This window comes from Alteromonas sp. PRIM-21 (assembly GCF_027563165.1).
Lineage (GTDB): Bacteria > Pseudomonadota > Gammaproteobacteria > Enterobacterales > Alteromonadaceae > Alteromonas > Alteromonas macleodii_A.
This window is the reverse complement of record NZ_JADOEK010000001.1, coordinates 85,383-107,812: the sequence shown is the minus strand read 5'-3', so window position 1 is coordinate 107,812 and position 22,430 is coordinate 85,383. Positions and strand designations below refer to the sequence as shown.

Below are 22,430 nucleotides of genomic sequence, written 5' to 3'. Positions count from 1 at the left end.
CTCCACCTATACCGGCATATTCATTATTGTTTTATAGGCTTCAAGTACTTTGTTACGTACCTGAACAGTAGCTTCGAAAGCAATGCCCGCCTTTTCTTTTGTCAGCATAACTTGCGCTAAACTTAAACTTGGGTCGCCCATTTCAAAACGTTGCTGTGCATCTTTTGATTCAAGCTGCATACCGTTTACACCGTCAACCGCATTCTTAAGCATGGTCGAGAAATCGCTTGCAGAGGTGTTTACTTCAGTAAGCGATTGCTGCTGAGGCTCGTTAACTTGAAGACGAGTTTGCCCTATCATGTTTTGCATTTCTTGATACAAACTATTGGCTTTAACGTCCATACCCACTCCTAGCGTTTCTTTAAAAACCGCCTGAACAACGGCGAATAACTAATTATATGAGTGATTTAGCAAGGGGCTTGCCAACTTTAAAAACCCATACATATCAATATGATAAGAGCAAAAAAAGGGAGGAAGCCAAATTTATGGCGTTTGATTTGATGGGAGCAACAAAAAACCGCCGCCTTCTTTACTACAGAGGCGACGGATAACGGGGTTAAACGAGAGGTTCAAAACAGCAGTATTAAGCCGGTACTTCAATGCCGTCTTCACGCATGCGCGCTAGTTTATAACGAAGGGTTCTAGGGCTAATGCCAAGTTTTTCCGCAACGTCCTTGCGCTTACCATTGCACGAAACTAATGTATCAAGAATAATTTGGTGCTCCTGATAGCGAAGTTCTGAGCCCAATTTGTTGTCTTCAACCTGCTCTTGTGTAACTTCAAGCGGGGCCGACATGTCTTCGTCAATCATTAGATCGCTTGCATCTATTTCATTGTTTTCACAAAGAATAAGTGCTCGCTGAACCACATTCTCTAACTCTCGAACGTTTCCTGGCCAGCTGTATTGCGACAATTTATTGCGTGCTGCAGCACTTAACCTGATTGTGCCTAGGCCCTGTGAACTTGCATGACGCTGAACAAGGTGCTCCGCAAGTGGCACAATGTCTCCCGGGCGTTCCGATAGAGGACGCCATTCAATAGGAAATACGTTTAAGCGGTAGTATAAGTCTTCTCTGAATTCACCTGCATCTACTGCTTTTCTTAAATCTCGGTTACTCGTAGCAATAACTCGCACATTTAGTTTAACGGTTTTTCGGCCGCCAAGACGTTCAACTTCACGCTCTTGCAGCACGCGCAGCAATTTAGCCTGAAGCGCCAAATCCATCTCAGTTATCTCATCAAGTAGCAGGGTGCCGTCTTGAGCTTGTTCGAACTTACCTGGGCACGCCTGAATAGCGCCAGTAAAGGCTCCTTTTTCGTATCCAAACAAAGTGGCTTCCAACATGTTTTCTGGAATAGCAGCACAGTTGATGGCAACAAAAGGCGCATCGCTTCGCGGAGACTGGTCGTGAATATAGCGGGATAGCACTTCTTTACCCGACCCACTTGGGCCCATGACCATAACGGTAGCTTCAGACTTCGCGACTTTCCGCGAAAGCTCAAGTAGCTTCAAACTTGAGGGGTCGGCTACGATTGGCGTACGTGATTCAATTTTTTGTGCAGGGGCGTAGCGCCCCACTAAGTTTAGCAATACTTCTGGCGCAAAAGGCTTTGAAAGGTAGTCCGTAGCGCCATCACGCATCGCTTGTACCGCATCATCAATAGTGGCGTAGGCCGTCATTAACAGCACAGGCATATTAGGGTATTTAGCTTTAATGCTTTTTAGCAGCGTTAAGCCACTCATTTCGCCCATTTGTATATCGCTAACCACCAGATCTACACTCTGAGAGGACAGCATCATTAATGCTTCTTCTGCACAATCGGCGGCAATTACGTTGTAATTACCTAATAATAGAGTATCTAGGAGCGCTTCGCGTAAACCCGCATCATCTTCAACAATTAGTATGGTAGTTTTAGACATTATTCTCTCCTATGACTTACGCGACATGAGTCAATGTTTGTGAGGTTTTAGCATTCGCCGAGCACGGTAAGGACACGCTAAAACATGCTCCGCCCTCGGGTACGTCAATTACATTAAGTGCGCCGCTATGCGCACTTACCACCGACTTCACCACAGCAAGACCCAAACCGGTACCGTGAGTTTTAGTTGTAAAGAAGGGTTCAAAGATTTTGGTTTTTAACCGTTCTGGTACACCAGGGCCTTTATCTATAACTGAAACATGTAAACGCTGATTGCTTACCGATGCCTGAACATGTACACACTCACCTTTCGGGGTGACTTGGCTTGCATTATGTATGAGGTTTAACAACGCACCTTGAAGAGCAGTCAAATTCCCAGTTATTGCTACGTTTTGCTCAAAACCTGAAAACGTTAGCTTTTGCTGCGCTTGAGTTGTCATGCTTTGTGCATTCCCCTCAATGGCACCGAATAATTCAGCGAGACTAATTTTACTTACCACTTGCTCTTCGCCCGATTTAGCAAAAAGCAGCATGTCATTAACCTGGCTTTCCAGCTCTTTAAGCCTGTCTGTTAATTTGTTCGCAAATTGTGTTTGTGCATCTTCCCCTAACCCTTTACGCGTTAAGTTTGACGCATAAAGCATGGCTGCAGAAAGTGGAGTTCTGATTTGATGGGCTAGTGATGCCACCATTTTTCCAAGAGAAGACAACCGTTGCATGTGACTTACGCGCGCTTGCAGCTGACGGGTTTCAGTTAAGTCTGTGATAACAATTAGCTGACCTGGCTCATTGTCTAACGGGGTAATGGAAAGCTTCACTCGTCTACCATCAACGAGCGATACTTCATGACCATCATCTGCGCGAGGCTTGAAAGAGCGAGTAATAATACTGCGCCACACTTCCTCTTCCAGCGGTTCGCCTAACAATGCTTTTGCCTGCTCGTTGGCTTGGCGAACAATACCCTTGCCATCAATAACAATAACACCCGCTGGCATTACTTGAAGTAAATGTTCGAGTCGACTCGCCTGCAATCTCAGGGATTCAATATCATCATTTTGCGACGTTTGATAATCATCTTGAGATACCGCAGAGCCGCCGTTAAGTGCATAGGCAGATGCGAAATACTCTGTAGATTGTTGTGTGCTGTCGAAAGCCATATCATCCTCGTCAAATTGCAGACGCTGTTTAACTATGGCTTAGATAAAGCAGAAGACATGCCAACTCAACATTGGCTTATTTATCAGTAAGATAGCTGGTATTTTTGAGAGAAAGCGTAACGTCAATTAGCTGACATTACGCTTCTTCGGTACGCTGAATATCGTATTTTCGCATTTTTTCAACGAGCGTGGTTCTGCGCATTCCAAGCTTGTCGGCGGCACGTGCGACCACCCAATCTTGGTTTTCTAGGGCTTGTTTTATGAGATTCACTTCTAGCTCAGAAAGATACTCTTTAAGGTTAACCCCTTCTGCAGGTAACGATGACGACACCATACCGTTTAGGCCGTCGTGACTCTGCTCGCTAACGTCTTCTTCTGGCTCTTGCGCTGCAGCCTCAGCAAATAGTTCATTAAAGGCTTCACGCTCAAGCATTTCTTCTGGATAGTCTGGCTCGTAAGCTTGAACATCCCCGTACTGGTACTTTTCCGGTAAATCAGCAATATCAACAATCTGCCCAGGGTAAAGGATTGTTAATCGCTCAACTAAATTTGAGAGCTCTCGAACGTTCCCCGCCCACTCATGCTCCATAAGCGACGCAATCGCTTGCTCGGTAAAGCGTACGCTTTCAACGCCATCCCCTTGAATTCGGCTATTCAATTCCTGAAGTAATAAGGGGATATCGTCTTTTCTTTGTCGAAGCGCAGGGCTGTCGATTGGGAAAACGTTGAGTCGGTAATACAAGTCTTCTCGAAACTTGTCTTCGCTGATCATGGTTTCCAAGTTGCGGTGCGTTGCCGCAATAATACGTACGTTGCATTGAAGGGGCTTATTCCCGCCTACGCGTTCAAACATACGTTCTTGCAACACACGTAATAACTTAACCTGCATTTGAAGAGGCATATCACCGATTTCATCGAGGAATAATGTGCCGCCTTCGGCTAATTCGAAACGCCCTTTACGTGCACTGATAGCACCTGTGAAAGCGCCTTTCTCGTGACCAAACAATTCGCTCTCTAAAAGCTCGCCAGGAATAGCGCCGCAGTTTACCGGAATAAATGGACCGTCTTTTCGTTCGGATAAAAAGTGAACATTGCGCGCAACCACCTCTTTACCCGTACCAGACTCACCTAAAATCAACACGGTAGCGTCGGTGGGTGCGACTTGCTCAACTAAGCGCCGCACAATTTGGATTTGCTCACTTTTGCCCACAAGGCTTCTAAACAACCGGGTTTTTGTGCCTGCCGCACGAGATAAGCCTGGTTTGCGTCGAGAGTACTCTTGGCAACGGTGTATAGCCTGCGTTAAAACAGGGTACGTTAATGGTGTTGCAATAACACTAACCAGGTTACAGCTTGCAGACGCCTGTGTATTGCTCTCAACTAAAGCGACAAACGGTATATGTGGAAACTTTTCTACCAAATTACTTACAGCGGTGGGCGAGCGGTACTCAATAAGCACGGCGTCTGCACCACTTTCATGGAGGTATCGCTCGCATTCACTGAAGCCTCGTGACTGGCACGACTCTCCCATGAAGGTAACGATAGTTTCCAAGTTTTGAATAAGTTCCTGATTATCACTAATCAGCAAAATGTTCTTCATCAATTCCCCGAGAACGCTTTGTTATTATTTACAGTTTAGCGCATTTCTAAATTGTAACGACAAAAGATCGGAGCGCAACCGCTGTTTTGGGAAATATATCAATAAAAAAAGCAGGTTACCCTGCTTCTTTCGATTAAATTTAGCCTAACCTACACCATTTAGTCTAGCTTAATAGCGATAAAACTTGGCTTTGCTGCTGGTTCGCCTGCGCTTGAACAGTAAGTGCAGCTTGCCCTAATACGTCGTTTGAAGCTTGTTGCGAAGTCGCTTGCGCAAAATCTAAATCTTGAATACGACTTCGAGCCTCTGCAGTATTTACGTTAGCTTGAGTGAGTGAACGCGCAGCACTTTCAAAACGATTTTGTGTAGCACCTAAATCGCCCCGCGCACTGCCGAGGGTTTCTATAGCCGCATCTGCTGCACCTAGTGCATCTTCAATACTAGTGCCTGACGTAATATCGATAGATAGAACATCGTTAAGCTGCGCCGCAACATCCTGCGTGTTAACGCTAATCGATTGACCAGGGCTAGAACCTGACTGAAATTCTAGTGAGCCATTTTCAGATAATAACGGCGTGCCGGCAAAATTTGTTTGCTCAATAGTTTGCGAGATGTTTTCTTGTAGCTGAGTTATTTCAGATTGAATAGCACGGCGATCGCCACCGCTAAGCACACCATTACCAGACTGCAAAGTAAGCTCGCGAATACGGTTTACATCATCATTAATGCTGCCTAGACCACCTTCTGCAACCTGCGCGACAGAGATGCCATCATAAACGTTGTTTAATGATTGACGGTTACCTTCGACTTCTGATGTTAATCGGTCAATGATTTGTTGGGCCGACGCATCATCTAAGGCATTGTTTACCTTTTTTCCAGAAGCCAGCTTCTCAAACAAGTTGTCCTGCTTTTCTTGGATTTGACCAATTAGCGATGTTGAGCTGCTGTTATTGATTTGCATAATTGCGCCCTCTCATTAACACTTCATCCAAATATAGCATAACGCTGTATAACTTCTAATCAACACAAAGTATAAAAATTCATACTCTCTAAGGTAAAACTATAAACGAGAGGCGCTTTTGAGCCTAAGCCTTTGGCACTTTTTAAATAAACATACTGGTAGTTGAATACCTTTATTTTGTAATTATTTTTGATGAATAATCGTTGTGGCCTAATGGTTTATGGCATTGTTGCCGACACATGATATATTTAAACGATAATCATAAAAATCGTGGGCGATCTATGTTTGACGGTAAGTCTATATTGATAACAGGTGGTACAGGTTCATTCGGTCATAAATACACCGAAAACTTGTTGTCACGCTACAACCCCAAGCGCTTAATCATTTATTCGCGTGATGAACTCAAACAGTTCGAAATGCAGCAAAAGTTTAACGCTCCATGCATGCGCTATTTCATAGGCGATGTGCGAGACAAAGACCGTCTTACCCGAGCAATGCAGGGTGTGGACTACGTTATTCATGCAGCCGCTATGAAACAAGTTCCCGCTGCTGAATATAATCCCACTGAATGTATCCGCACTAATATTGATGGTGCTGAGAATGTTATTAACGCAGCTATTGATAATTCGGTAAGCAAAGTCATTGCCTTGTCGACAGACAAAGCGGCTAATCCTGTAAACCTATACGGCGCTACTAAACTTGCCTCCGACAAGCTATTTGTAGCGGCAAATAATATGGTGGGCTCAGGAAAACCTCGATTTTCGGTAGTGAGATATGGAAATGTAGTAGGCTCTCGTGGCTCGGTTGTTCCTTTTTTCGAAAAGCTCATTGCAGAAGGTACAGACCATATTCCTGTTACGCATACAGATATGACCCGCTTTTGGATAACCCTTCAACAGGGCGTAGACTTTGTTCTAAAGAATTTCGAGCGGATGCTTGGCGGCGAAATATTCGTTCCTAAAATACCATCAATTAGAATCACCGATTTGGCCGAAGCTATGGCACCAGGTGTGCCAATAAAAATTGTGGGCATTCGACCAGGTGAAAAGCTTCACGAAATGATGTGCCCCGGCGATATGGCTTTTCATACTTTCGAGTATGACGACCACTTCGTGATTGCGCCGGCTATTAAGTTTTTCAATAGAAGTAACGACTTCACTGCAAACGGGCTAGAAGAACAGGGTAAACCAGTATCTGATGGCTTCGAATATGTTTCCGACACCAACCCTCATTTTCTTACGGTTGAAGAAATCATTTCTTGTAATAAGGACGCTGCTAAGTGATCCCTTACGGACGCCAGTCAATTGATGAAGATGACATTAACGCTGTTGTCGACACACTAAAATCAAGCTGGCTAACGCAGGGGCCTGCTGTTCCCGCTTTTGAAAAGTCCTTGACTCAATTTTGTGGCGCCGAGCATGCGGTCGCAGTAAATAGCGCTACGTCTGCGCTGCACCTTGCTTGCCTCGCGCTTGGGGTACAGCAAAACGATATTGTATGGACAAGTCCCAACTCTTTCGTAGCTTCAGCAAACTGTGCTGTTTATTGTGGTGCGACAGTCGACTTTGTTGATATAGAGCCTAACACTGGCAATATATGTGTTAATGCATTAGACGCTAAGTTAGCACAGGCCAAAGAGCAAGGGACTCTCCCTAAAGCTCTGATCCCAGTGCATTTCGCAGGTCAGTCATGCGACATGAAAGCGATTTCCACACTTGCTAAGAAATATAATTTTTATGTCATTGAAGATGCTTCCCACGCGATTGGTGGGAAATATTGCGAACGCCCCGTAGGTAGCTGTCAGTATTCAGATATTACGGTTTTCAGTTTCCACCCCGTAAAAATAATTACGACGATGGAAGGAGGCGCGGCGTTAACGAACAACGGTAAGTTAGCGCGTCAAATGCAATTGATGCGTAGCCATGGTGTGACTGCTAATAAAGGTGAAATGACTGAAGAATCACACGGGCCTTGGTATTATCAGCAAATACAACTAGGGTTTAACTACCGCATGAATGATGTGGAAGCGGCCTTAGGTACAAGCCAGCTAGCAAAGCTAGAGCAATTTGTTGAGCAAAGGAACGAATGCGCGTTTTTTTACAATGATGCATTCAGACAACACGATAAGATTTCGCCGCTTGAGGTTATAACCGAATGCTACAGTAGCTATCACTTGTACGTGATTAGATGCACAGGTTTAAACCCAGATTCACACAAAGCGGCAATCGAAGCCTTAAGGGAAAAAGGAGTTTTTGCTCACGTTCATTACATTCCTATTCACCTTCAGCCATATTATCAAAAATTAGGCTTTAAAAAGGGTGATTACCCTCAAGCAGAACAATACTACGAACACGCGATTACGCTTCCTCTATATCCTTCACTTACCAGAGAAGAAGCGCAATATGTAGTTGATACAACAGTTAATATTGTTAATCAACTATCGCGCTAACTTCGTCAGCTAATATTGGGTCGCCAATATTGTAAGCCTTTGATGCATTTTGACTTAGAAGTGCGTCTAAATGTTGCGGGGCCAAGCCAAAACCTGTTCGGAGCGATTTAACATTGTCATGAGTGAAGGGCTGACCTTTCTCAATGGCCACGCTAGCGTAAAGCGAGCGGCGTCTTAACTTATCTTTTTCACTTACCTCGTAAGTGACGTTACCTAACGCAAGCTCTACCTGACGAACACTTTTTACCATGTCAGCGAACTCGCCTGGCTCCATTGAAAACGCGGAATCTGGACCACCTAAAGCTCTGTCTAAGATAAAATGCTTTTCTACGACTCTGGCTCCCATCGCTGCGGCCGTTACCGGTACCACAGAGCCCATGGTATGGTCAGAAACACCTACAGTGGTGTCGAACGTATCACGCATATCTACCATGGTTTTAAGATTGGCATCAGCAAGAGTAGAAGGGTAATTTGACGTGCACTTTAAAAGTGTTACTTGATGGTTGTTTTCTTGGTGACAGGTTTCTAACGCTAAGGCGATGTCCGCTTCTTCCGCTACCCCTGTTGAAATAATAATAGGTTTGCCTGTTTTTGCTACCGCTCTAATCAAGGGAATATCAGTAATTTCGAAGGACGCGATTTTATAGAGGGGGACGTTAAGCTGCTCTAAAAGTGCCACACCATCTAAATCAAACGGGCTAGAAAAAAATACCAAGCCCAACTCTTGAGCTACTTTCTGAAGCGGCTTATGCCATTCGTAAGGCATAGATGCTTCTTTGTATAAATCCCATAAAGTACGGCCTTTCCATAGGCCGTCTTTGCGCTTTCCAAAAATGTCATTATCTATATTTATGGCCAGCGAATCAGCAGTATAGGTTTGTACTTTAACCGCGTTAGCTCCTGCTTTCGCCATTGCTTTTATCGTATCGACCGCCAAATCAAAATCGTTATTGTGATTAGCGGACAACTCGGCAATGATGAATACTTGATCGGTAAACGGGTACATCTATTAAGACTTATTAAAGTATACAAGTACGTCGTCAATAGACTTTAGCTTATCAAGGTCTTCGTCTGGGACAGTGACGCCAGTTTTGCCTTCAAGCTCCACAAACAAATTGAATAAATCTAAGCTATCTAAACCATACTCTGAAAACGCTTGTTCGCTACCTAGGTTGGTCACATCTGCTGTTACACCAGAATCAGTCATTGCTTGCTTTACGTCTACTTCAGTTAACATATTCTTCATTCCTCTTTAATAGGCAGGTCGCCCACGAAAACCCTACACCAAATCCGCTTAAAACGAGTCGCGTTGAGTTGTCGCTATGTAAATAGTTTTTCAATATGAGCGGGATAGATGAAGAAACAGTATTCCCCGTCTCCTCTAAAGCTTTAATAAACTTCTCTTCACTGCCTTTGAAGCGCCTTGCTATTGCGTCAACAATAGCTAAACTCCCTTGATGTAAAATGAAAGCATCCACACTCTCTTCGGACCAATCATTCTTTTCTAATAAGGATTTTATAGCAGGAGCAACATTCAATGAAGCAAAGTTAAAGACCTGCCTTCCATTCATATAAAGCTCGCCTTGCTCTACCTTTAGATGTTCAGCGCCTTTTCCATCCGTCCCAAAGGTACAATCTGAAACTAAAAATTGTGGATTTTCTCCCATCCATGTAGCAGAAGCGGCGTCGCCGAACAGCATAGAGGTTGTTCTATTGGGCGTTGTAATCACTTTTGAGTACGGATCGGCGGTAACCAAGACGCCATTTTTCTTACCAGATGCAGTCAAGAAGCCTTGTAGAATTGATAAACCATAAACATACCCTGAGCACCCCAGTGAAACATCAAAGGCAGCAACATGAGTAGGTAACGCTAGTTTTTGATGCACAAGGGCCGCGCAGTGTGGCAAACCGTGACCGTCTGGGTTTTGAGTTACAACAATTAGTGCATCTATGTCTTCTTTAGCAAGGTCCGATTCAGAAAGTAAAGTTTCCACCGCCTTTACTGCCATATCAGAGGTATCATCACCCTCTTCTAATCTTGGCAAAAACCGAGCACCGAGTTTGGTCTCAACAAATGATGCTGTTTCCTCAAAAGCTTCCGCTTGCTTGAAGTTGTCTACACCGTCTTTAGGTATGTAGCTTGAAATAGCTTTAATGCCTATCATGCTATTCTCCAACAATAAACTGCACGGTTCCAAAACGTTTACCATCGATTATAACGTCGTTAATCGAAAACTTGTTTTGCATCATTCGCGTAGTTTTTATAGAAACGCTTTCATAAACTATCGGCAGCTCATCGGAAAAGTTAAGCTGTCCCACCAACCACTTTCCTTTATTTAGACTAAAGAGGGTGTTGTGCAGCTTTTTCGTTAGCGCCACTACAAGTTCAACGGTTGTGCAGTCGTTGTGACAAGAAGCAGTAATTTGTTGCTGCGAAGCAACTATTTCAGCATCTTTTACTAAAGCATCCTCGTCAAATGGATAAGATTCGTCCACTGGTGTAGCAGTCTCGACCATTACACCATTTATACTCTCCCGAGTATTCTTATCAAGGAACTGAACAGCGCCAACAATATTTTCTTCAACCCCCACCGCGCCTTGCCCAAGTAAAACCTCACATTGGCGATGAATTAACTGCTTAAATATGAGTTTAGTCACAATTTGATTTTCATCACACACTGCCGTGCTAAGCCACGTATAGAAATCCGTACTGTGTAAATAATTTCGCGAGCCTTTAAACTTGAGTTCTGTTTTCATTATCGAATCCTTTTAGCCGGATTTCCCAACATAGTTGCGCCAGGGGCAACATCTTTGAAAATAGCAGCGCCAGCAGCCACCGTGCTGTACGTACCAATACGTACGCTGTCTCTAACCACTGAATTTGGGGCTATTTGAACGCCTTCTTCGACATGAGCATAGCCACACAAGGTTGAATTAGGGCCGATATCAACTAGATTATCAAGCGTTACATCGTGCCCCAGGTTTGCATTCGCGCGAATAAAGCAGTTGTCCCCTATCTTTACTCCAGGCTGGAGCACTGCATTGGCTGCAACGACTACCCCGCTCCCCAATTGAACATTAAAACTGATGCTTGCAGATGGGTGTACCAGTGTCGCCAAACGGTTGTGTGGGATATTTAGCTGTTTAAACTTGTCGGCGCGAACTTTCATTTTTCCAACAGACAGTAGCGCATAAACGAACGAAACATCACCGTCTAAGCTTTCCCATTCATGAGGAGCGCCTAATACTGGCCATCGCTCGATATACTCCCCGACAGGAATATTGTCATTTAAAAACCCTACAAGCTCGACTGGCTCGCCGGCCTTAATTAAATCAAGAACAATTTGCGCGACAACTAAGCCATTCCCGCCACCACCTATGATCACTACCTTTTTCAACACATCCTGCCTTTAACTTATAATTTCATCTACCCACGGTTGAGCGTGGTTGTATGCATCCATAACCGATAGCGCCTTAGCAGACATTTCGTTCAATTTATCTGAAGAGCACCTTAAGTCCTCAAGCACGTTAATAACACGTTGCCCAACCTCTTTTAAGTTTTCACATTTTGTATTGAAGTCGCCAACATAAACCACCGCTCCCATGGCTTCTAATGCGTTTGCTTGCGCAACTTGATTTTGAGCAATGGTGAGGATAACTGTGGGTAAGGCCATCATACAGCGCTCCCAAGATATGGTACCACCTCCGCCAATAGCTAAATCAGCTTGTGACATTAACGATGAAATATTCGATGCCTGCACATGTAATTCGATGTCATGTTGTCCACAAAACGTTATTATTTCTTGCTTATGTGGATGATGCTTGCCTATAACAACATCTACGCTGACAGGGTCATCTAACGTTTCACTCCATTTGGCGAGCAGTTCGCATACAAACAAGGTGGCATTATCTTTGTCCATGCCGCCAAAGCAAACAAAAACGCGTTTTACTGATTTGCGCAGTATAGGAGAGATTTGAGTGAACTCTCCTCGCAACGGAAAGTACTCTGGGCCAATCATGAGCCTAGTGGACTTTGGTATTTTTGCACCCCATTTCTTTTGTGCATCGAGTACTAAATTAGGGTCAATTAATACATCGCATTGCAGCGCACGGTCTGCTAGACCATCAATTACAACGACTTTGGCATTAAGGGCTTCTTTCACCGTATCGTGCCATTGAGAGGTAAGCGAAAAATGGTCGACTACAACAATAACACGCTCAGATAGCGTAACCGGCTGTATTGCCGCCAATGACATCTCTGCGTCATTCAGTTCTGTACCACCTAGCCATTTAGCATGGGGGCACCAACTCCCTTCATATTCGGCGGGCTTGGTCACAGGTAGCTCAATAACCTTAAAACCTGCTCGCCTCACTTCATCTAAACAATGACCTTTATGAGGCTTTGAGATAAAGGTTATTGATATGCCACGTTCATACAGCAACTTAGCCAACGTCAGGCAGCGCATTATGTGACCTGTTCCTATGTGCTCAGCACTGTCCGCGCGGATCAGCACCCTAACTGAGTGGCCCACCCTTACAACCCTCGAGACTGTATCGCGCTAAATAAAAGTTCTGCAGTTTCCCAATCTTCCTCGGTATCAATATCTTGTACGCGATATCTTGGCATCAAAAACGCGCTGGCGTGATGAGAGTACATAGGCAAGTTTTGCAAAAAAGCCTCTGCTTTTCCCCAGTAAAATTGCCCGGCATCATGATAGGCTTCTTGTAGATCTTGAGAACGTGTTTTCATTTGCTTTTTATCGAACATTTCAATATCGCCTTGCGGCGTGAAGTAAAAAGCACGCTGAATTGGGAAAGGGAAACTGGTAGCTGCAAAGCAAAAGTTTCTCTTTGAACTTTTTAGCTGTGCAAAAGCCCCAGCCAAATCATTAGATGTTACAAAAGGGGCGGTAGCATATAACACACAGCAATAATCTGCCGGTTGCTCGTTTTCTGCTAGCCATGTCAGCGCGTGATTAACTACGTCGCGGGTTACTGCGTGGTCATCGGACAGTTCAGCGGGTCGGACGAACGGAACTGTTGCCCCCTTTTCAATAGCAAACTGCGCAATTTCGTCATCATCAGTGCTTACAATAACCTTATCAAATTGCGCAGAGTTCAAAGCGGCTTCGATAGACCAGGCAATAATAGGCTTGTTGCAAAAAAGACGAAGGTTTTTTCGCAAAATACGTTTACTACCGCCGCGCGCTGGAATTATTGCTACATTCATATATGTCTCTGCTGTTAGCGTATTCTGGTTTAGTAACTTTTGACGCTAATGGCACGATGACTCAACGATTCAGTCACGCTAAGCCGACTTCTTTTTACTGAAAATGAGTTTCGTCTCACAAAGTGATGTTTCTAACGGCCTTGGACACAACCAAAATCTATCACCGCCTTCATTAGTCATCTCTTTATCGGCCAGAGGTTCAGAAGCTAAAGCAAACATGTTATAGGTTTCAAATGATGTCATACCGCAGGATAGTCTAGAGAAGTAATTCTCAAAGAAGCTTCCCCAATCTTCTTGCTCAAGCTTAGGAAACACCAATTGCAATTTATCGCTCGAGGTTAGCGCAAGTACCGCGGTAAAAACGGCTTTTTCGAGTCTTTTGTCATCAGAACCTTCAAATGGACAAAATACAAGCATATTGCTTTCTTCAGGTTTGAGTTGTTTATGTAATGCCACTAGAAGCTCTGGGTCATTTACGATATACGCCATTCGGCTAACTCCAGCCTTTCGCTCTTTCAGAGCAGAAACACTTGAAATAATTTCAATTTGATAATGGCAATGGGTATTTTCAGCGTTTTGATTAATTCCTAATGCACTTAGTACGTCGCTAACAGATTCACTGACGAAGGCTACGCGTTCTCTTTCTGTAAACTCTTGAAGGGCGATTTCTTGTCTTTCTCTTGTAAAACTTGAGACAGTGTCAAAGGCATCTGGGTACATAGAAATACTCGTTAACGCATCATCGAGAAAGTTGTGCCAACACTCTCTTATAGCCTCAAACTTTTCCATCACAAGTTCGTCGTTCTTGAAATGCGTTAGTTTACTAAAAATACTGTTTATATAGTTCGATGTACCATTGAAGTAGAAAAACAGAATAGAGCATTTACGCAAATACGCTTCGACCAAAAATTTTCGCTGGTCGAACACAAGCTTATCAATATCTTCGCGCCCGTTAAATTCTCTTTCAGATAACGCTTTGAAATTGGTGATATCCTCAATTAACGCTTCATGGTTAAAACGTTTAGCAAATCGCTGTTTGAATTCATCGGCTGGAATAGGAACATGAGCCTGAGTTTGAATCCAGTTCATCGCTGCCTGTTTGTCTTCCAATGAATTAGTGATAATTAACGCGTCTTGCTCTAACGGAGGGCTGCCGACAATTTTTGCGCCATCATTTAAGTTATACACGTCGGCATCACTAAACGCTGCAAGGGTTTTCTCAATCACGGATTTAGACATATTGAATTCAAATTTGGTATTTACATAGGGTCTTAAATTCCCCGGCACTACCAATGAAGTGTCTATCCGTTCGGCGTGATTGAACAGTTCACCACCATCTTTTTTATAATAGCCTGAAGACTTAGAGTGATGATGGTTAACATCTACCATACCGAGATCTACCCCAAACAAATAAACTTGTTTGAAACCCAGTTCTAACACGTAATTGATAACGAAATTAGACACGGTGGGATAGGAAAAATGAAGGAAAGGCAAATCTAACTCAGGAAAGAGTTCTTTCATGAATACCGTCGATGACTCCCCCTCTTTGAAAGCGAGATAAGTATTCTTATAAAGCTCTGCCGTATCGGGGTGCACGCCATTACAGCTGATAAAATTAATTTGCTTTAAATACGCTTTGTCACCAATTCGAGATGCCCAGTCAAAAGATGCTCGGTTCGATTCCACTTCAGCGTGAAAATCAGGAACAATGCCATTACTATACATTGCCTGAAGAGCCGTACCGCACGAAATGACAATTGCATGTTCTCTTTCTTCTTTTAAAAGCGGCATTAGACTATCAAGAGAGGGGCCATTTCCTACAATAAATACGGCAACATCACTTAGGTCTTTACCCAAGGGCTGCACACCAGCTTTGCGATAAAACCCTATATTGTTTTCTACCGCCCACTTGGTATGTGTTGTCCCAAAGCGAGAATGTTCGAAATATTCTCCCATAGCAACTATCAAACGCAGGTCTTCTCTGAGTTTATCGACAGCAGGCAGTAGCACCTCGTTATCGTAACCAAGGGAGAGGTAGGTGTTAGCAATAATATGAGTTCCAATGGAATGGAACTGACTTAACAGGTCGCGAACTAAGTTGCTACCATCATCGCCTATGTTGAGATAAATTCGGTGCCGCTTTTCTTCAACCTTATTAAGTATTGCTGCCCAATCTATCGCATACAGGGAAGCAAAAAAGTAATCTCGATTAGGCTCACAAACAAAAAGCTTTTCAATATCTCGAGACTCACTTAAAGCTTCAAGCTGATAGCCCACTCCCATTCCAAAAAGAAGCATCGACTTAACAGTTTCAGGTAACTCGCCTTCTTCCTCTTCCATCCCTGCCAAATGTTCTTGAATTCTTCTGACCATTTTATGGTGCGAGTAATGAATTAGCTTCCCGCCTGCGTAACCTAAAATTAAGTTATCCCGGTTGGGCTGTCTAACAAACGCCTCATAAGCCAGTTCAGATTCGCGTTTTGGACTATCACCATAAAGTGGCGTACAGGTCTCTATATGAAAAAGGTTTACTTCTCCACACTGGTTCGCTTGGGGCTCCCACTTGAGCGGAACATAATCTTTGAATTCGTGTGCAATGTCTGGGTAGTACTTTGAGAACGCCGCTATATTTTTATCAAAGGTGTCGCGACTAAGGTGGCTTTTATCCCAATTACTTCTCGTGACTATAGGGCTCCATGGGACTAAATAATCGTCGAATGGTTGCACTGAAGGGAAAGAAAACAAACGTTTTTGTACGTTATCGATGGTTAGCTCTGACAGGCTTCTCATTACTGAGTCGAAGCTCACACTGTGATAGTGCTGATAAAAATAAACACTAGTAAAATGGCTAACTTGCTTTAATTCACTTAAGTCCTCTAAGACCGAACTTCCATCACGCTGGCTTTGAAAGTAAATCGCCGTCCCTTTCCCAGCGGCAACCTTAAAAATTTCCGGCCACACACCTGTGTGCAAAGAGCAGTGTGTGTATTCAAAATTTGGTTCGTAAAGAATAATACTTTTAAAGTTAGTTTCTCTCACTAGCTTTAAAAGGTGAATGCCTAATCCCAATCCCAACACCACCAATACGTCAGCATTACCTTCAAGAGGATATGCTTGCCGTGAAAAACCGTTTTTATCTAAAACCGATGGTGAACGTAAAAAAGCATCCACATGTTTGTGGATATTGGCTGTTACCTGGTCGCCATACAATACCTTGCCGCTATTAAAATCGACAATATCAAGCTCTTTATCTTTGTTGATAAACACAGACGTAGACGTGCTTCGCGATTGCATTAACTGAGCACAGATAACAGGCATCACACGTTTGAAGGCTATTAGACTTTTTTCTTTGTTCTTTTTTATCGCATATGCAGATTCGACTTCTAGTGATGTTTGCCGTTCTTCATCATCTGAAAGGTAGAATTTAATGGCTTTAAGCATTATTTTTTATATCTCTTTGCCGCTTTTTGCGCTCTTGAAAAGCCAACTATCTCCTCTTTTGCTGCTAACTTCAACTCAAGCGCTAGCGCTTCGAGTTCTCGGTTAATAGTTAATTCATTTTCAGCAAAAGCTGAGCGGGCATCGTCTGAAAGTCGGCGCAACTCGCGCAGCACTAAAGAATGTCGAAGGCTAATAAGGTGATGGAATTGTTCAGTCGAGAGCGCGGCAGGCTCTGCCGCCACGCAAACCGCAATTGCTGCGTTAACTTTACCTAGAAAAAGTGGTGTTAAGGAATGGTTTAATTTATCAAGGTTCAAATGGCTTGCTTACTTTCTCGTTGCGCCCGAAATGCCTCTTCTTTGGCTTCCTGAGGAATTTGCACCCATGCATCTCTAATCGGTGCTAAAAGTGACGACACTTCATCTAACAAAGCTACGTCATTGTTTACATGAGCTTCATTTAGCTTTTCAATCATAAATTCATATAAGGCGAACATATTTTCAGCAACTTCTCCGCCCACTTTTACGTCTAACGTATCACGTAAATGAATAATAATAGCTGTGGCTTTAGAAATGAAAGTCGCCTTTTCTTGAAGCTCTCTTCTTTCCATTGCACCTTTTGCGTAGGCAATTCTATCTAACGCGCCCTGAAGCAACATCAAGGTTAATTTATGTGGATCTGCATTGGCAACATCTTGCTTCAAATTGCCTTTTTTGTAAGCATTTATACCTTTAAGGGACATACTTTCTCCGAAACTCGTACGTTATAGTGCGGCTAATAATGCCGAGCTTGTCTGGTTCAATTGGGCCACGGTCTGATCTAAGTTTAGGTATTTGTCTCGTAAAATTTGTTCATAACTAAACATACGAAGCTCTAGGGTTTCCCTATCAGCATAGACATCTTCCCTATTCTCTTTCGCCGTCTTTTCACGCAAAGAAATAAGGCCACCAGATGATGTGAACTCGTCAACGAAATCGTATAAACGAACAGCTATACCTTCGTTTTCATCAGTAAACAATGTAGCGATATCGTCAAAATTATCTTCCAACGCATCTTTTAATCTGTCTTCACCAGACCCGATTCCGAAGTCTGAAGAACTAATTTCAAGCTTTCCATCTTGATCTAGCTCTATGCCTAGTCTGAATAAGCCACCAAGTTCTGATGAAGAAACATTGTCCCCGATAATTGAAGAAAGCCCTGACTGAACACCTCTTAGCAATGAGTCTCCAGCTAGTGCCCCATCTTCTTCCAACTCGGATTCACCGTAGCGTGTTAATGTACCTATCTCGTCAATTATAGCATTGTAATTATCAACGAAATCTCTAATTTTTTGTTCTAGTCCTTCTTTGTCAAAACCTATTTTCAGCGTTGTTGACAAAAAATTGCCTGCATTGTCTTTCGGTGAAATTTCGTTTACGTCAAAGGTAACGTTTTGAATTGTATTTTCAAACTTGTTCGATTCGCTTTGAACTTCAATACCATCCACAAATGCTATGGCGTTTTTCGCCGACTCAATATTAGCTGCACTAATATTATTAGTACCGCCAGTAGTTGAAAGTCTGTCAAGTTCAGCAGCGCCCGTATCGTTGTTGATAACTAGATCATTACCTTCACCAGTCTCTTCAGACAAAAACACCAAGCGAGGCCCTTCGGCAGTACCTGTATCTATGATATTTGCGGTTACACCAAAGTTATCGTCGGCACTGTTAATCGCTTCTCTCAGGTCAACAAGAGAAGTGCCAGAATCAACGTTGATAGTAAATGAATCGCCACTAGGAATGCTAAAGGTTAACGAGCCTGTTCCAGAACTTAAAACAGGATCTGAACTTGAAGTAAACGCACCTGCGTCAGTGGTAATTCGGCTTCCTGAAGCAAGCTGTTGTACGGTGATATCGTAATTTCCGCGCAGGGCTGAACTCGACGCATCAGCCGATAGAACGTCGTCATCTTCAGAGGGGTTAACGATTGTAGGCTCTCGACCATTGATATCAGTATCGCTACGCAAATCGTCTACTGCATCTTTAAAATCTGACAGCTTTGACTTTATTTGACCAAGACCAGATATTTCAGCTTCGATCTGCTCTTCTTTAGCGTTTAGTCTTTCCTCTTTAGGCAATCTCTCAGCGTCTAAAAGCTGCTGAACGAGATCGTCAAGGGCTAAACCTGAACCTACACCTAGCGACTGAATAGTCATAACCTACCTCATTAAACCTGATTGTTGATAAACACCCCTACACTATTGCCTACATCCTGCTGTAGTTCTTGGATTCTTTCGGCAAGCTTCAAAAGCTCCTCGGAAGGTATTTGCCGAATAACATCTCCAGATTGACCGTCTTTAACCGTTACTACTGAACGGTTAGTATTTTCGTCGATCGAAAAAGTTAAGTCCCTGTTTTGAACAGTTAAGAATGATTCAACTTTTGCCACTGCCTCTTCGAGTTTAGCAGCATTCCTCTCTCCACCTTGGTTATCGGCGTCTTGGGATAAACCTTGAGACAAATTTTCCTTTTCTAATTCAGCATTAACTTGCTGAGTTAAAGGCGCCTTTGCAAGCTCATCTGTATTGATAACGCCATTTTGCCCCTCTTTAGGTGAACTTAGATTCTCCTTTACAGACGGTGCAGTATTAGCAGCACTATCCGGCGATGCCCCTATTCCTGTACTTGATGCAAAAGGCTGACCATTTTGAATATTCGGTATTTCCACGTTTCTACCCCCTTCTGAAACGACAAAACGGGAGCCTGCCTAAGCAAGCACCCGTTACATCTCAACTAAGGCTAAATTGTATTATAGCTTATCCAAGCAACGATAGCGCAGTCTGTGGACGCTGATTAGCCTGGCTCAGAACTGAAACAGATGCTTGTTGAATAATCTGGTTACGTGTTAGTTCAGCCGTTTCCGCCGCGAAATCTGTGTCTCTGATTTGAGAGCGTGCCGCAGACAAGTTCTCACTGATGTTACTCAGGTTACGAATAGTCGACTGGAATCTGTTTTGAAGCGCACCTAAATCAGCACGAACGCCCCCAACACCAGAAATTGCAGCATCGACAGCACTCAATAGTGCAGCAGCACCTGAAGCAGTTTCAACACTATCACCATCAATACCAAGGCCAGCTGTACTAAAGCCTGTGATTGAGCCTAGATTACCGGTTGAAAGGTTCACTGATATAGTCTGACCTGCGTTAGCACCCACTAGGAATGAAGCAGAAAAGTTACCATCTAAGATGTTAACGTTACCAAACTGAGTATCCGTTGCGATACGAGAAATTTCAGTTCTTAGCGCTGATACTTCTTTTTGCAGAGCTAAACGGTCTGCAGAAGAATTGATACCGTTTTGCGATTGGATAGATAACTGGCGAATACGCTGTAGGCTTGTTGTGATCTCGCTGATCGCACCTTCGGCTGTTTGCGCTAACGAAATAGCATCATTTGCGTTACGTACAGCTTGGTTCAAACCTTCAACCTGCGATGTAAGTCTGTCAGAAATTTGAAGGCCTGCAGCGTCATCTGCTGCACTGTTAATTCTAAAGCCTGAAGACAATCTTTCGAACGACGTAGATAGACGATCATTTACGTCAAAAAGCTGACGTTGTGCGTTGATCGAAGACACATTTGTGTTAACGAATAAACTCATTGGAATACCTCCTAGGGACTCGTCGACCAATGTGGTACGATCAAATCCTTCCAGTTCATATTAGCTTGGTCACTACTCCGAGCTAACGCCTCTGTTAAAAGTAAAGTAAATTACCCCTCAACTATAGGTATCGGCCAACCCTTTAGATTCTTTAGTCTTATTTTTATTTTTTTTGAAAAAATTATTCAGAATTACCCTAAAGCAATGATTTATATAAAAAAGAAATTTAATAAAAATAATCTAACTACGCGAATTCTTCGTTATTTTTTGGATAAATGTAGGTGCAAGTATGAAAGTTGTTCAATGAGGGTACTTCAATTCAGTCGTCAAAAGGCAACCCAATATAGGTTTGCACATTCAATTTAAGTGCATAGAAAATAGAAGTAAGTGATTAATGCATATCGGCACGCGATAAAAGTCGGATTTTTTTAAATACTCTTCAAAATTGGCATCGAAGCTGCAAGTAAGAGTTTGAACAGATTGTCTTGCTCTGCAATTTGTTTGAAATTGGCGGGATGTTTCGGTAATACTAAAAAAAAGGCCGAGACAATTTAACTCTCGGCCAATTTGCTCACGTTAGGAGATTGAGCAAATTCAGTTTCTGTCGGCTGGCAGGTATTTAGTAGGATAAACTGGCCTCTCAACCAACACTTCTACACTCTCAGTCCTGTTAGTCGACGCTTTCTTAAGGGAGCGGCCTCATTGGCCGCTTACCTTCTTTAGGGGATGGCCTCTCAACTCCTTCCCAAATAAAGCGTCTAACCTATTAACCACCTAGTAGTGAAAGTGCAGCCTGTGGACGCTGATTTGCCTGCGCCAGGATAGTGGTACTTGCCTGCTGCAAAATCTGGTTGCGGCTCAATTCTGCCGTCTCGGTGGCAAAGTCCGCATCTTTAATTCGCGATCTTGCCGCTGATACGTTCTCTGAGATGTTACTTAAGTTTCTAATTGTAGATTGGAATCTATTCTGGATAGCACCCAAATCTGCACGTAGGCCACCAATTGCCGATATTGCCGTATCAACATCATCAAGAAGTGCTGATGCGCCAGCGGCAGTTAGTACGTCAGCTGAAATAATTCCCAAGCCAGTAGCGCTAAAGCCGGTTACACCTGCTGCAGTTAGTGCTGGAGACGATAGATTAACTGAAATCGTCTGACCTGAGTTCGCGCCAACTAGGAACGATGCTGAAAACACACCAGAAAGGATACTTACACCGGCAAATTCGGTAGTCGTTGCAATTCTTGAGATTTCCGTTCTTAGTGCAGACACTTCTTTCTGTAGCGCTGCTCGGTCTGCAGAGCTGTTAATACCGTTTTGAGATTGAATCGCCAAGGTACGAATACGCTGCAAAGCTGTGGTTGTTTCGGCCATTGCGCCTTCAGCTGTTTGCGCTAATGAAATACCGTCGTTAGCGTTTCGAACCGCTTGGTCTAAACCTTGGATTTGAGAAGTCATACGGTCAGTAATTTGCAGTCCAGCCGCATCATCTGCCGCGCTGTTAATTCTGAAGCCTGAAGAAAGGCGCTCAAAAGCAGTGCTCAGATTATTACCTGTAGTGAACAATTGACGTTGTGCATTTAATGATGACACATTGGTATTAACAAATAGACTCATGGGTCTCTCCTAACAGTTTCGAGTATGGCGCTATTGGTTTTATTATTTGCGCAATTAATTTAAATATTTGGCATAACCTGTGCTTTGAAAACTCTGTCAGTTTATTCTGACGTTTCATTGGCACACTACCAATGGAACTTGCTAAATAGAGAAGCTTCTTCTCTTTGCTGGTCGGTGGGTTTGGTGTTCCAGAACCTCAAACCTCTCACTACCTCCTGGCTCTATTCTCGCCGGTCAGCAGCTCTAACCATCTATCAGCAAACTCCATCTTTTATCGACCTTTACTTGAAATTACTTTAGTATTTTTTTCAAAACTTTTTGTCGATTTAAAGCACTGTATTTCCTAACTTTTAAACTCAGAATCTTAAAGTAAACCTGAATTAAAACGGTGCTATTAACGCTTTTAAACATAAACTTTAGAAG

22 protein-coding genes are annotated in these 22,430 nt (G+C 43.3%); 3 read left to right on the top strand and 19 right to left on the bottom strand.

Features of this window, described 5'->3' with window-relative positions; genetic code table 11:
* Positions 1-6 precede the first annotated feature (6 nt).
* Positions 7-342, bottom strand: coding sequence for a flagellar hook-basal body complex protein FliE (gene fliE, locus IW644_RS00395; RefSeq protein ID WP_269915964.1), 336 nt, complete (start codon positions 340-342; stop codon positions 7-9).
* A gap of 56 nt (positions 343-398) precedes the next feature.
* Between fliE and IW644_RS00390 the strand changes: the two genes are divergently transcribed.
* The gene (locus IW644_RS00390; protein ID WP_269915963.1) at positions 399-551 is read left to right on the top strand and encodes a hypothetical protein; all 153 of its coding nucleotides are present in this window, start codon (positions 399-401) and stop codon (positions 549-551) included.
* A 32-nt stretch (positions 552-583) separates the two neighbouring features.
* Here IW644_RS00390 and IW644_RS00385 read toward each other — a convergent pair whose 3' ends face one another.
* The 4 genes from IW644_RS00385 to IW644_RS00370 all read right to left on the bottom strand — a co-directional run bounded on the left by IW644_RS00385 (position 584) and on the right by IW644_RS00370 (position 5,638).
* The gene (locus IW644_RS00385; protein ID WP_269915962.1) at positions 584-1,921 is read right to left on the bottom strand and encodes a sigma-54-dependent transcriptional regulator; all 1,338 of its coding nucleotides are present in this window, start codon (positions 1,919-1,921) and stop codon (positions 584-586) included.
* A gap of 16 nt (positions 1,922-1,937) precedes the next feature.
* A complete protein-coding gene (locus IW644_RS00380; protein ID WP_269915961.1) occupies positions 1,938-3,077 on the bottom strand; it encodes a sensor histidine kinase in 1,140 nt (379 codons plus the stop codon).
* Positions 3,078-3,213: 136 nt separating this feature from the next.
* Entirely contained in the window at positions 3,214-4,677 is a 1,464-nt protein-coding gene (locus IW644_RS00375; protein WP_269915960.1) for a sigma-54 dependent transcriptional regulator, read from the bottom strand.
* 163 nt (positions 4,678-4,840) lie between these two features.
* The gene (locus IW644_RS00370; protein ID WP_269915959.1) at positions 4,841-5,638 is read right to left on the bottom strand and encodes a flagellin; all 798 of its coding nucleotides are present in this window, start codon (positions 5,636-5,638) and stop codon (positions 4,841-4,843) included.
* A gap of 281 nt (positions 5,639-5,919) precedes the next feature.
* On the opposite strand from IW644_RS00370, the gene pseB reads away from it, so the two are divergent.
* Positions 5,920-6,921, top strand: coding sequence for a UDP-N-acetylglucosamine 4,6-dehydratase (inverting) (pseB, locus tag IW644_RS00365; protein WP_269915958.1), 1,002 nt, complete (start codon positions 5,920-5,922; stop codon positions 6,919-6,921).
* Positions 6,918-8,087 carry a UDP-4-amino-4,6-dideoxy-N-acetyl-beta-L-altrosamine transaminase gene (pseC, locus tag IW644_RS00360; protein WP_269915957.1) on the top strand — a complete coding sequence of 390 codons (1,170 nt, stop codon included), beginning with the start codon at positions 6,918-6,920 and terminating at the stop codon, positions 8,085-8,087. Before pseB ends, pseC begins: the two co-directional genes overlap by 4 nt.
* Here pseC and pseI read toward each other — a convergent pair.
* The 14 genes from pseI to IW644_RS00290 form a co-directional block, all read right to left on the bottom strand.
* Positions 8,068-9,093, bottom strand: a complete 1,026-nt coding sequence (gene pseI, locus IW644_RS00355; RefSeq protein ID WP_269915956.1) for a pseudaminic acid synthase — start codon at positions 9,091-9,093, stop codon at positions 8,068-8,070. The genes pseC and pseI overlap by 20 nt on opposite strands.
* A gap of 3 nt (positions 9,094-9,096) precedes the next feature.
* Positions 9,097-9,324, bottom strand: a complete 228-nt coding sequence (locus IW644_RS00350) for an acyl carrier protein (RefSeq protein ID WP_179982649.1) — start codon at positions 9,322-9,324, stop codon at positions 9,097-9,099.
* A complete protein-coding gene (locus IW644_RS00345) occupies positions 9,314-10,252 on the bottom strand; it encodes a ketoacyl-ACP synthase III (RefSeq protein WP_269915955.1) in 939 nt (312 codons plus the stop codon). The genes IW644_RS00350 and IW644_RS00345 overlap by 11 nt, the downstream gene beginning before the upstream one ends.
* A gap of 1 nt (position 10,253) precedes the next feature.
* On the bottom strand, positions 10,254-10,844 hold the full coding sequence (locus IW644_RS00340; RefSeq protein ID WP_269915954.1) for a hypothetical protein: 591 nt from the start codon (positions 10,842-10,844) through the stop codon (positions 10,254-10,256).
* Positions 10,844-11,488: an acetyltransferase gene (locus IW644_RS00335; RefSeq protein ID WP_269915953.1), complete on the bottom strand. Its 645-nt coding sequence runs from the start codon at positions 11,486-11,488 to the stop codon at positions 10,844-10,846. Before IW644_RS00335 ends, IW644_RS00340 begins: the two co-directional genes overlap by 1 nt.
* 9 nt (positions 11,489-11,497) lie before the next feature.
* On the bottom strand, positions 11,498-12,601 hold the full coding sequence (gene pseG, locus IW644_RS00330; protein ID WP_269916562.1) for a UDP-2,4-diacetamido-2,4,6-trideoxy-beta-L-altropyranose hydrolase: 1,104 nt from the start codon (positions 12,599-12,601) through the stop codon (positions 11,498-11,500).
* Between the two features lie 20 nt (positions 12,602-12,621).
* The gene (gene pseF, locus IW644_RS00325) at positions 12,622-13,317 is read right to left on the bottom strand and encodes a pseudaminic acid cytidylyltransferase (protein ID WP_269915952.1); all 696 of its coding nucleotides are present in this window, start codon (positions 13,315-13,317) and stop codon (positions 12,622-12,624) included.
* Positions 13,318-13,395: 78 nt separating this feature from the next.
* Positions 13,396-16,758, bottom strand: coding sequence for a motility associated factor glycosyltransferase family protein (locus IW644_RS00320; RefSeq protein ID WP_269915951.1), 3,363 nt, complete (start codon positions 16,756-16,758; stop codon positions 13,396-13,398).
* Positions 16,758-17,075, bottom strand: a complete 318-nt coding sequence (locus tag IW644_RS00315; RefSeq protein ID WP_269915950.1) for a hypothetical protein — start codon at positions 17,073-17,075, stop codon at positions 16,758-16,760. The genes IW644_RS00320 and IW644_RS00315 overlap by 1 nt, the downstream gene beginning before the upstream one ends.
* Entirely contained in the window at positions 17,072-17,500 is a 429-nt protein-coding gene (gene fliS / locus IW644_RS00310; protein WP_269915949.1) for a flagellar export chaperone FliS, read from the bottom strand. The genes IW644_RS00315 and fliS overlap by 4 nt, the downstream gene beginning before the upstream one ends.
* A 21-nt stretch (positions 17,501-17,521) precedes the next feature.
* A complete protein-coding gene (gene fliD / locus IW644_RS00305; RefSeq protein ID WP_269915948.1) occupies positions 17,522-18,952 on the bottom strand; it encodes a flagellar filament capping protein FliD in 1,431 nt (476 codons plus the stop codon).
* Between the two features lie 11 nt (positions 18,953-18,963).
* Complete coding sequence (locus IW644_RS00300) at positions 18,964-19,464, bottom strand: flagellar protein FlaG (protein ID WP_179982639.1); 501 nt, start codon at positions 19,462-19,464, stop codon at positions 18,964-18,966.
* An 88-nt stretch (positions 19,465-19,552) separates the two neighbouring features.
* Positions 19,553-20,392 carry a flagellin N-terminal helical domain-containing protein gene (locus tag IW644_RS00295; RefSeq protein WP_269915947.1) on the bottom strand — a complete coding sequence of 280 codons (840 nt, stop codon included), beginning with the start codon at positions 20,390-20,392 and terminating at the stop codon, positions 19,553-19,555.
* A gap of 766 nt (positions 20,393-21,158) precedes the next feature.
* Positions 21,159-22,007, bottom strand: coding sequence for a flagellin N-terminal helical domain-containing protein (locus IW644_RS00290; RefSeq protein WP_269915946.1), 849 nt, complete (start codon positions 22,005-22,007; stop codon positions 21,159-21,161).
* Positions 22,008-22,430: the final 423 nt, after the last annotated feature.

Coding starts and splice junctions, on each gene's coding strand:
- fliE (WP_269915964.1), bottom strand. CDS start 342: ATGGACGTTAAAGCCAATAGTTTGTATCAAGAAATGCAAAACATGATA.
- IW644_RS00390 (WP_269915963.1), top strand. CDS start 399: ATGAGTGATTTAGCAAGGGGCTTGCCAACTTTAAAAACCCATACATAT.
- IW644_RS00385 (WP_269915962.1), bottom strand. CDS start 1,921: ATGTCTAAAACTACCATACTAATTGTTGAAGATGATGCGGGTTTACGC.
- IW644_RS00380 (WP_269915961.1), bottom strand. CDS start 3,077: ATGGCTTTCGACAGCACACAACAATCTACAGAGTATTTCGCATCTGCC.
- IW644_RS00375 (WP_269915960.1), bottom strand. CDS start 4,677: ATGAAGAACATTTTGCTGATTAGTGATAATCAGGAACTTATTCAAAAC.
- IW644_RS00370 (WP_269915959.1), bottom strand. CDS start 5,638: ATGCAAATCAATAACAGCAGCTCAACATCGCTAATTGGTCAAATCCAA.
- pseB (WP_269915958.1), top strand. CDS start 5,920: ATGTTTGACGGTAAGTCTATATTGATAACAGGTGGTACAGGTTCATTC.
- pseI (WP_269915956.1), bottom strand. CDS start 9,093: ATGTACCCGTTTACCGATCAAGTATTCATCATTGCCGAGTTGTCCGCT.
- IW644_RS00350 (WP_179982649.1), bottom strand. CDS start 9,324: ATGTTAACTGAAGTAGACGTAAAGCAAGCAATGACTGATTCTGGTGTA.
- IW644_RS00345 (WP_269915955.1), bottom strand. CDS start 10,252: ATGATAGGCATTAAAGCTATTTCAAGCTACATACCTAAAGACGGTGTA.
- IW644_RS00340 (WP_269915954.1), bottom strand. CDS start 10,844: ATGAAAACAGAACTCAAGTTTAAAGGCTCGCGAAATTATTTACACAGT.
- pseF (WP_269915952.1), bottom strand. CDS start 13,317: ATGAATGTAGCAATAATTCCAGCGCGCGGCGGTAGTAAACGTATTTTG.
- IW644_RS00320 (WP_269915951.1), bottom strand. CDS start 16,758: ATGCTTAAAGCCATTAAATTCTACCTTTCAGATGATGAAGAACGGCAA.
- fliS (WP_269915949.1), bottom strand. CDS start 17,500: ATGTCCCTTAAAGGTATAAATGCTTACAAAAAAGGCAATTTGAAGCAA.
- fliD (WP_269915948.1), bottom strand. CDS start 18,952: ATGACTATTCAGTCGCTAGGTGTAGGTTCAGGTTTAGCCCTTGACGAT.
- IW644_RS00295 (WP_269915947.1), bottom strand. CDS start 20,392: ATGAGTTTATTCGTTAACACAAATGTGTCTTCGATCAACGCACAACGT.
- IW644_RS00290 (WP_269915946.1), bottom strand. CDS start 22,007: ATGAGTCTATTTGTTAATACCAATGTGTCATCATTAAATGCACAACGT.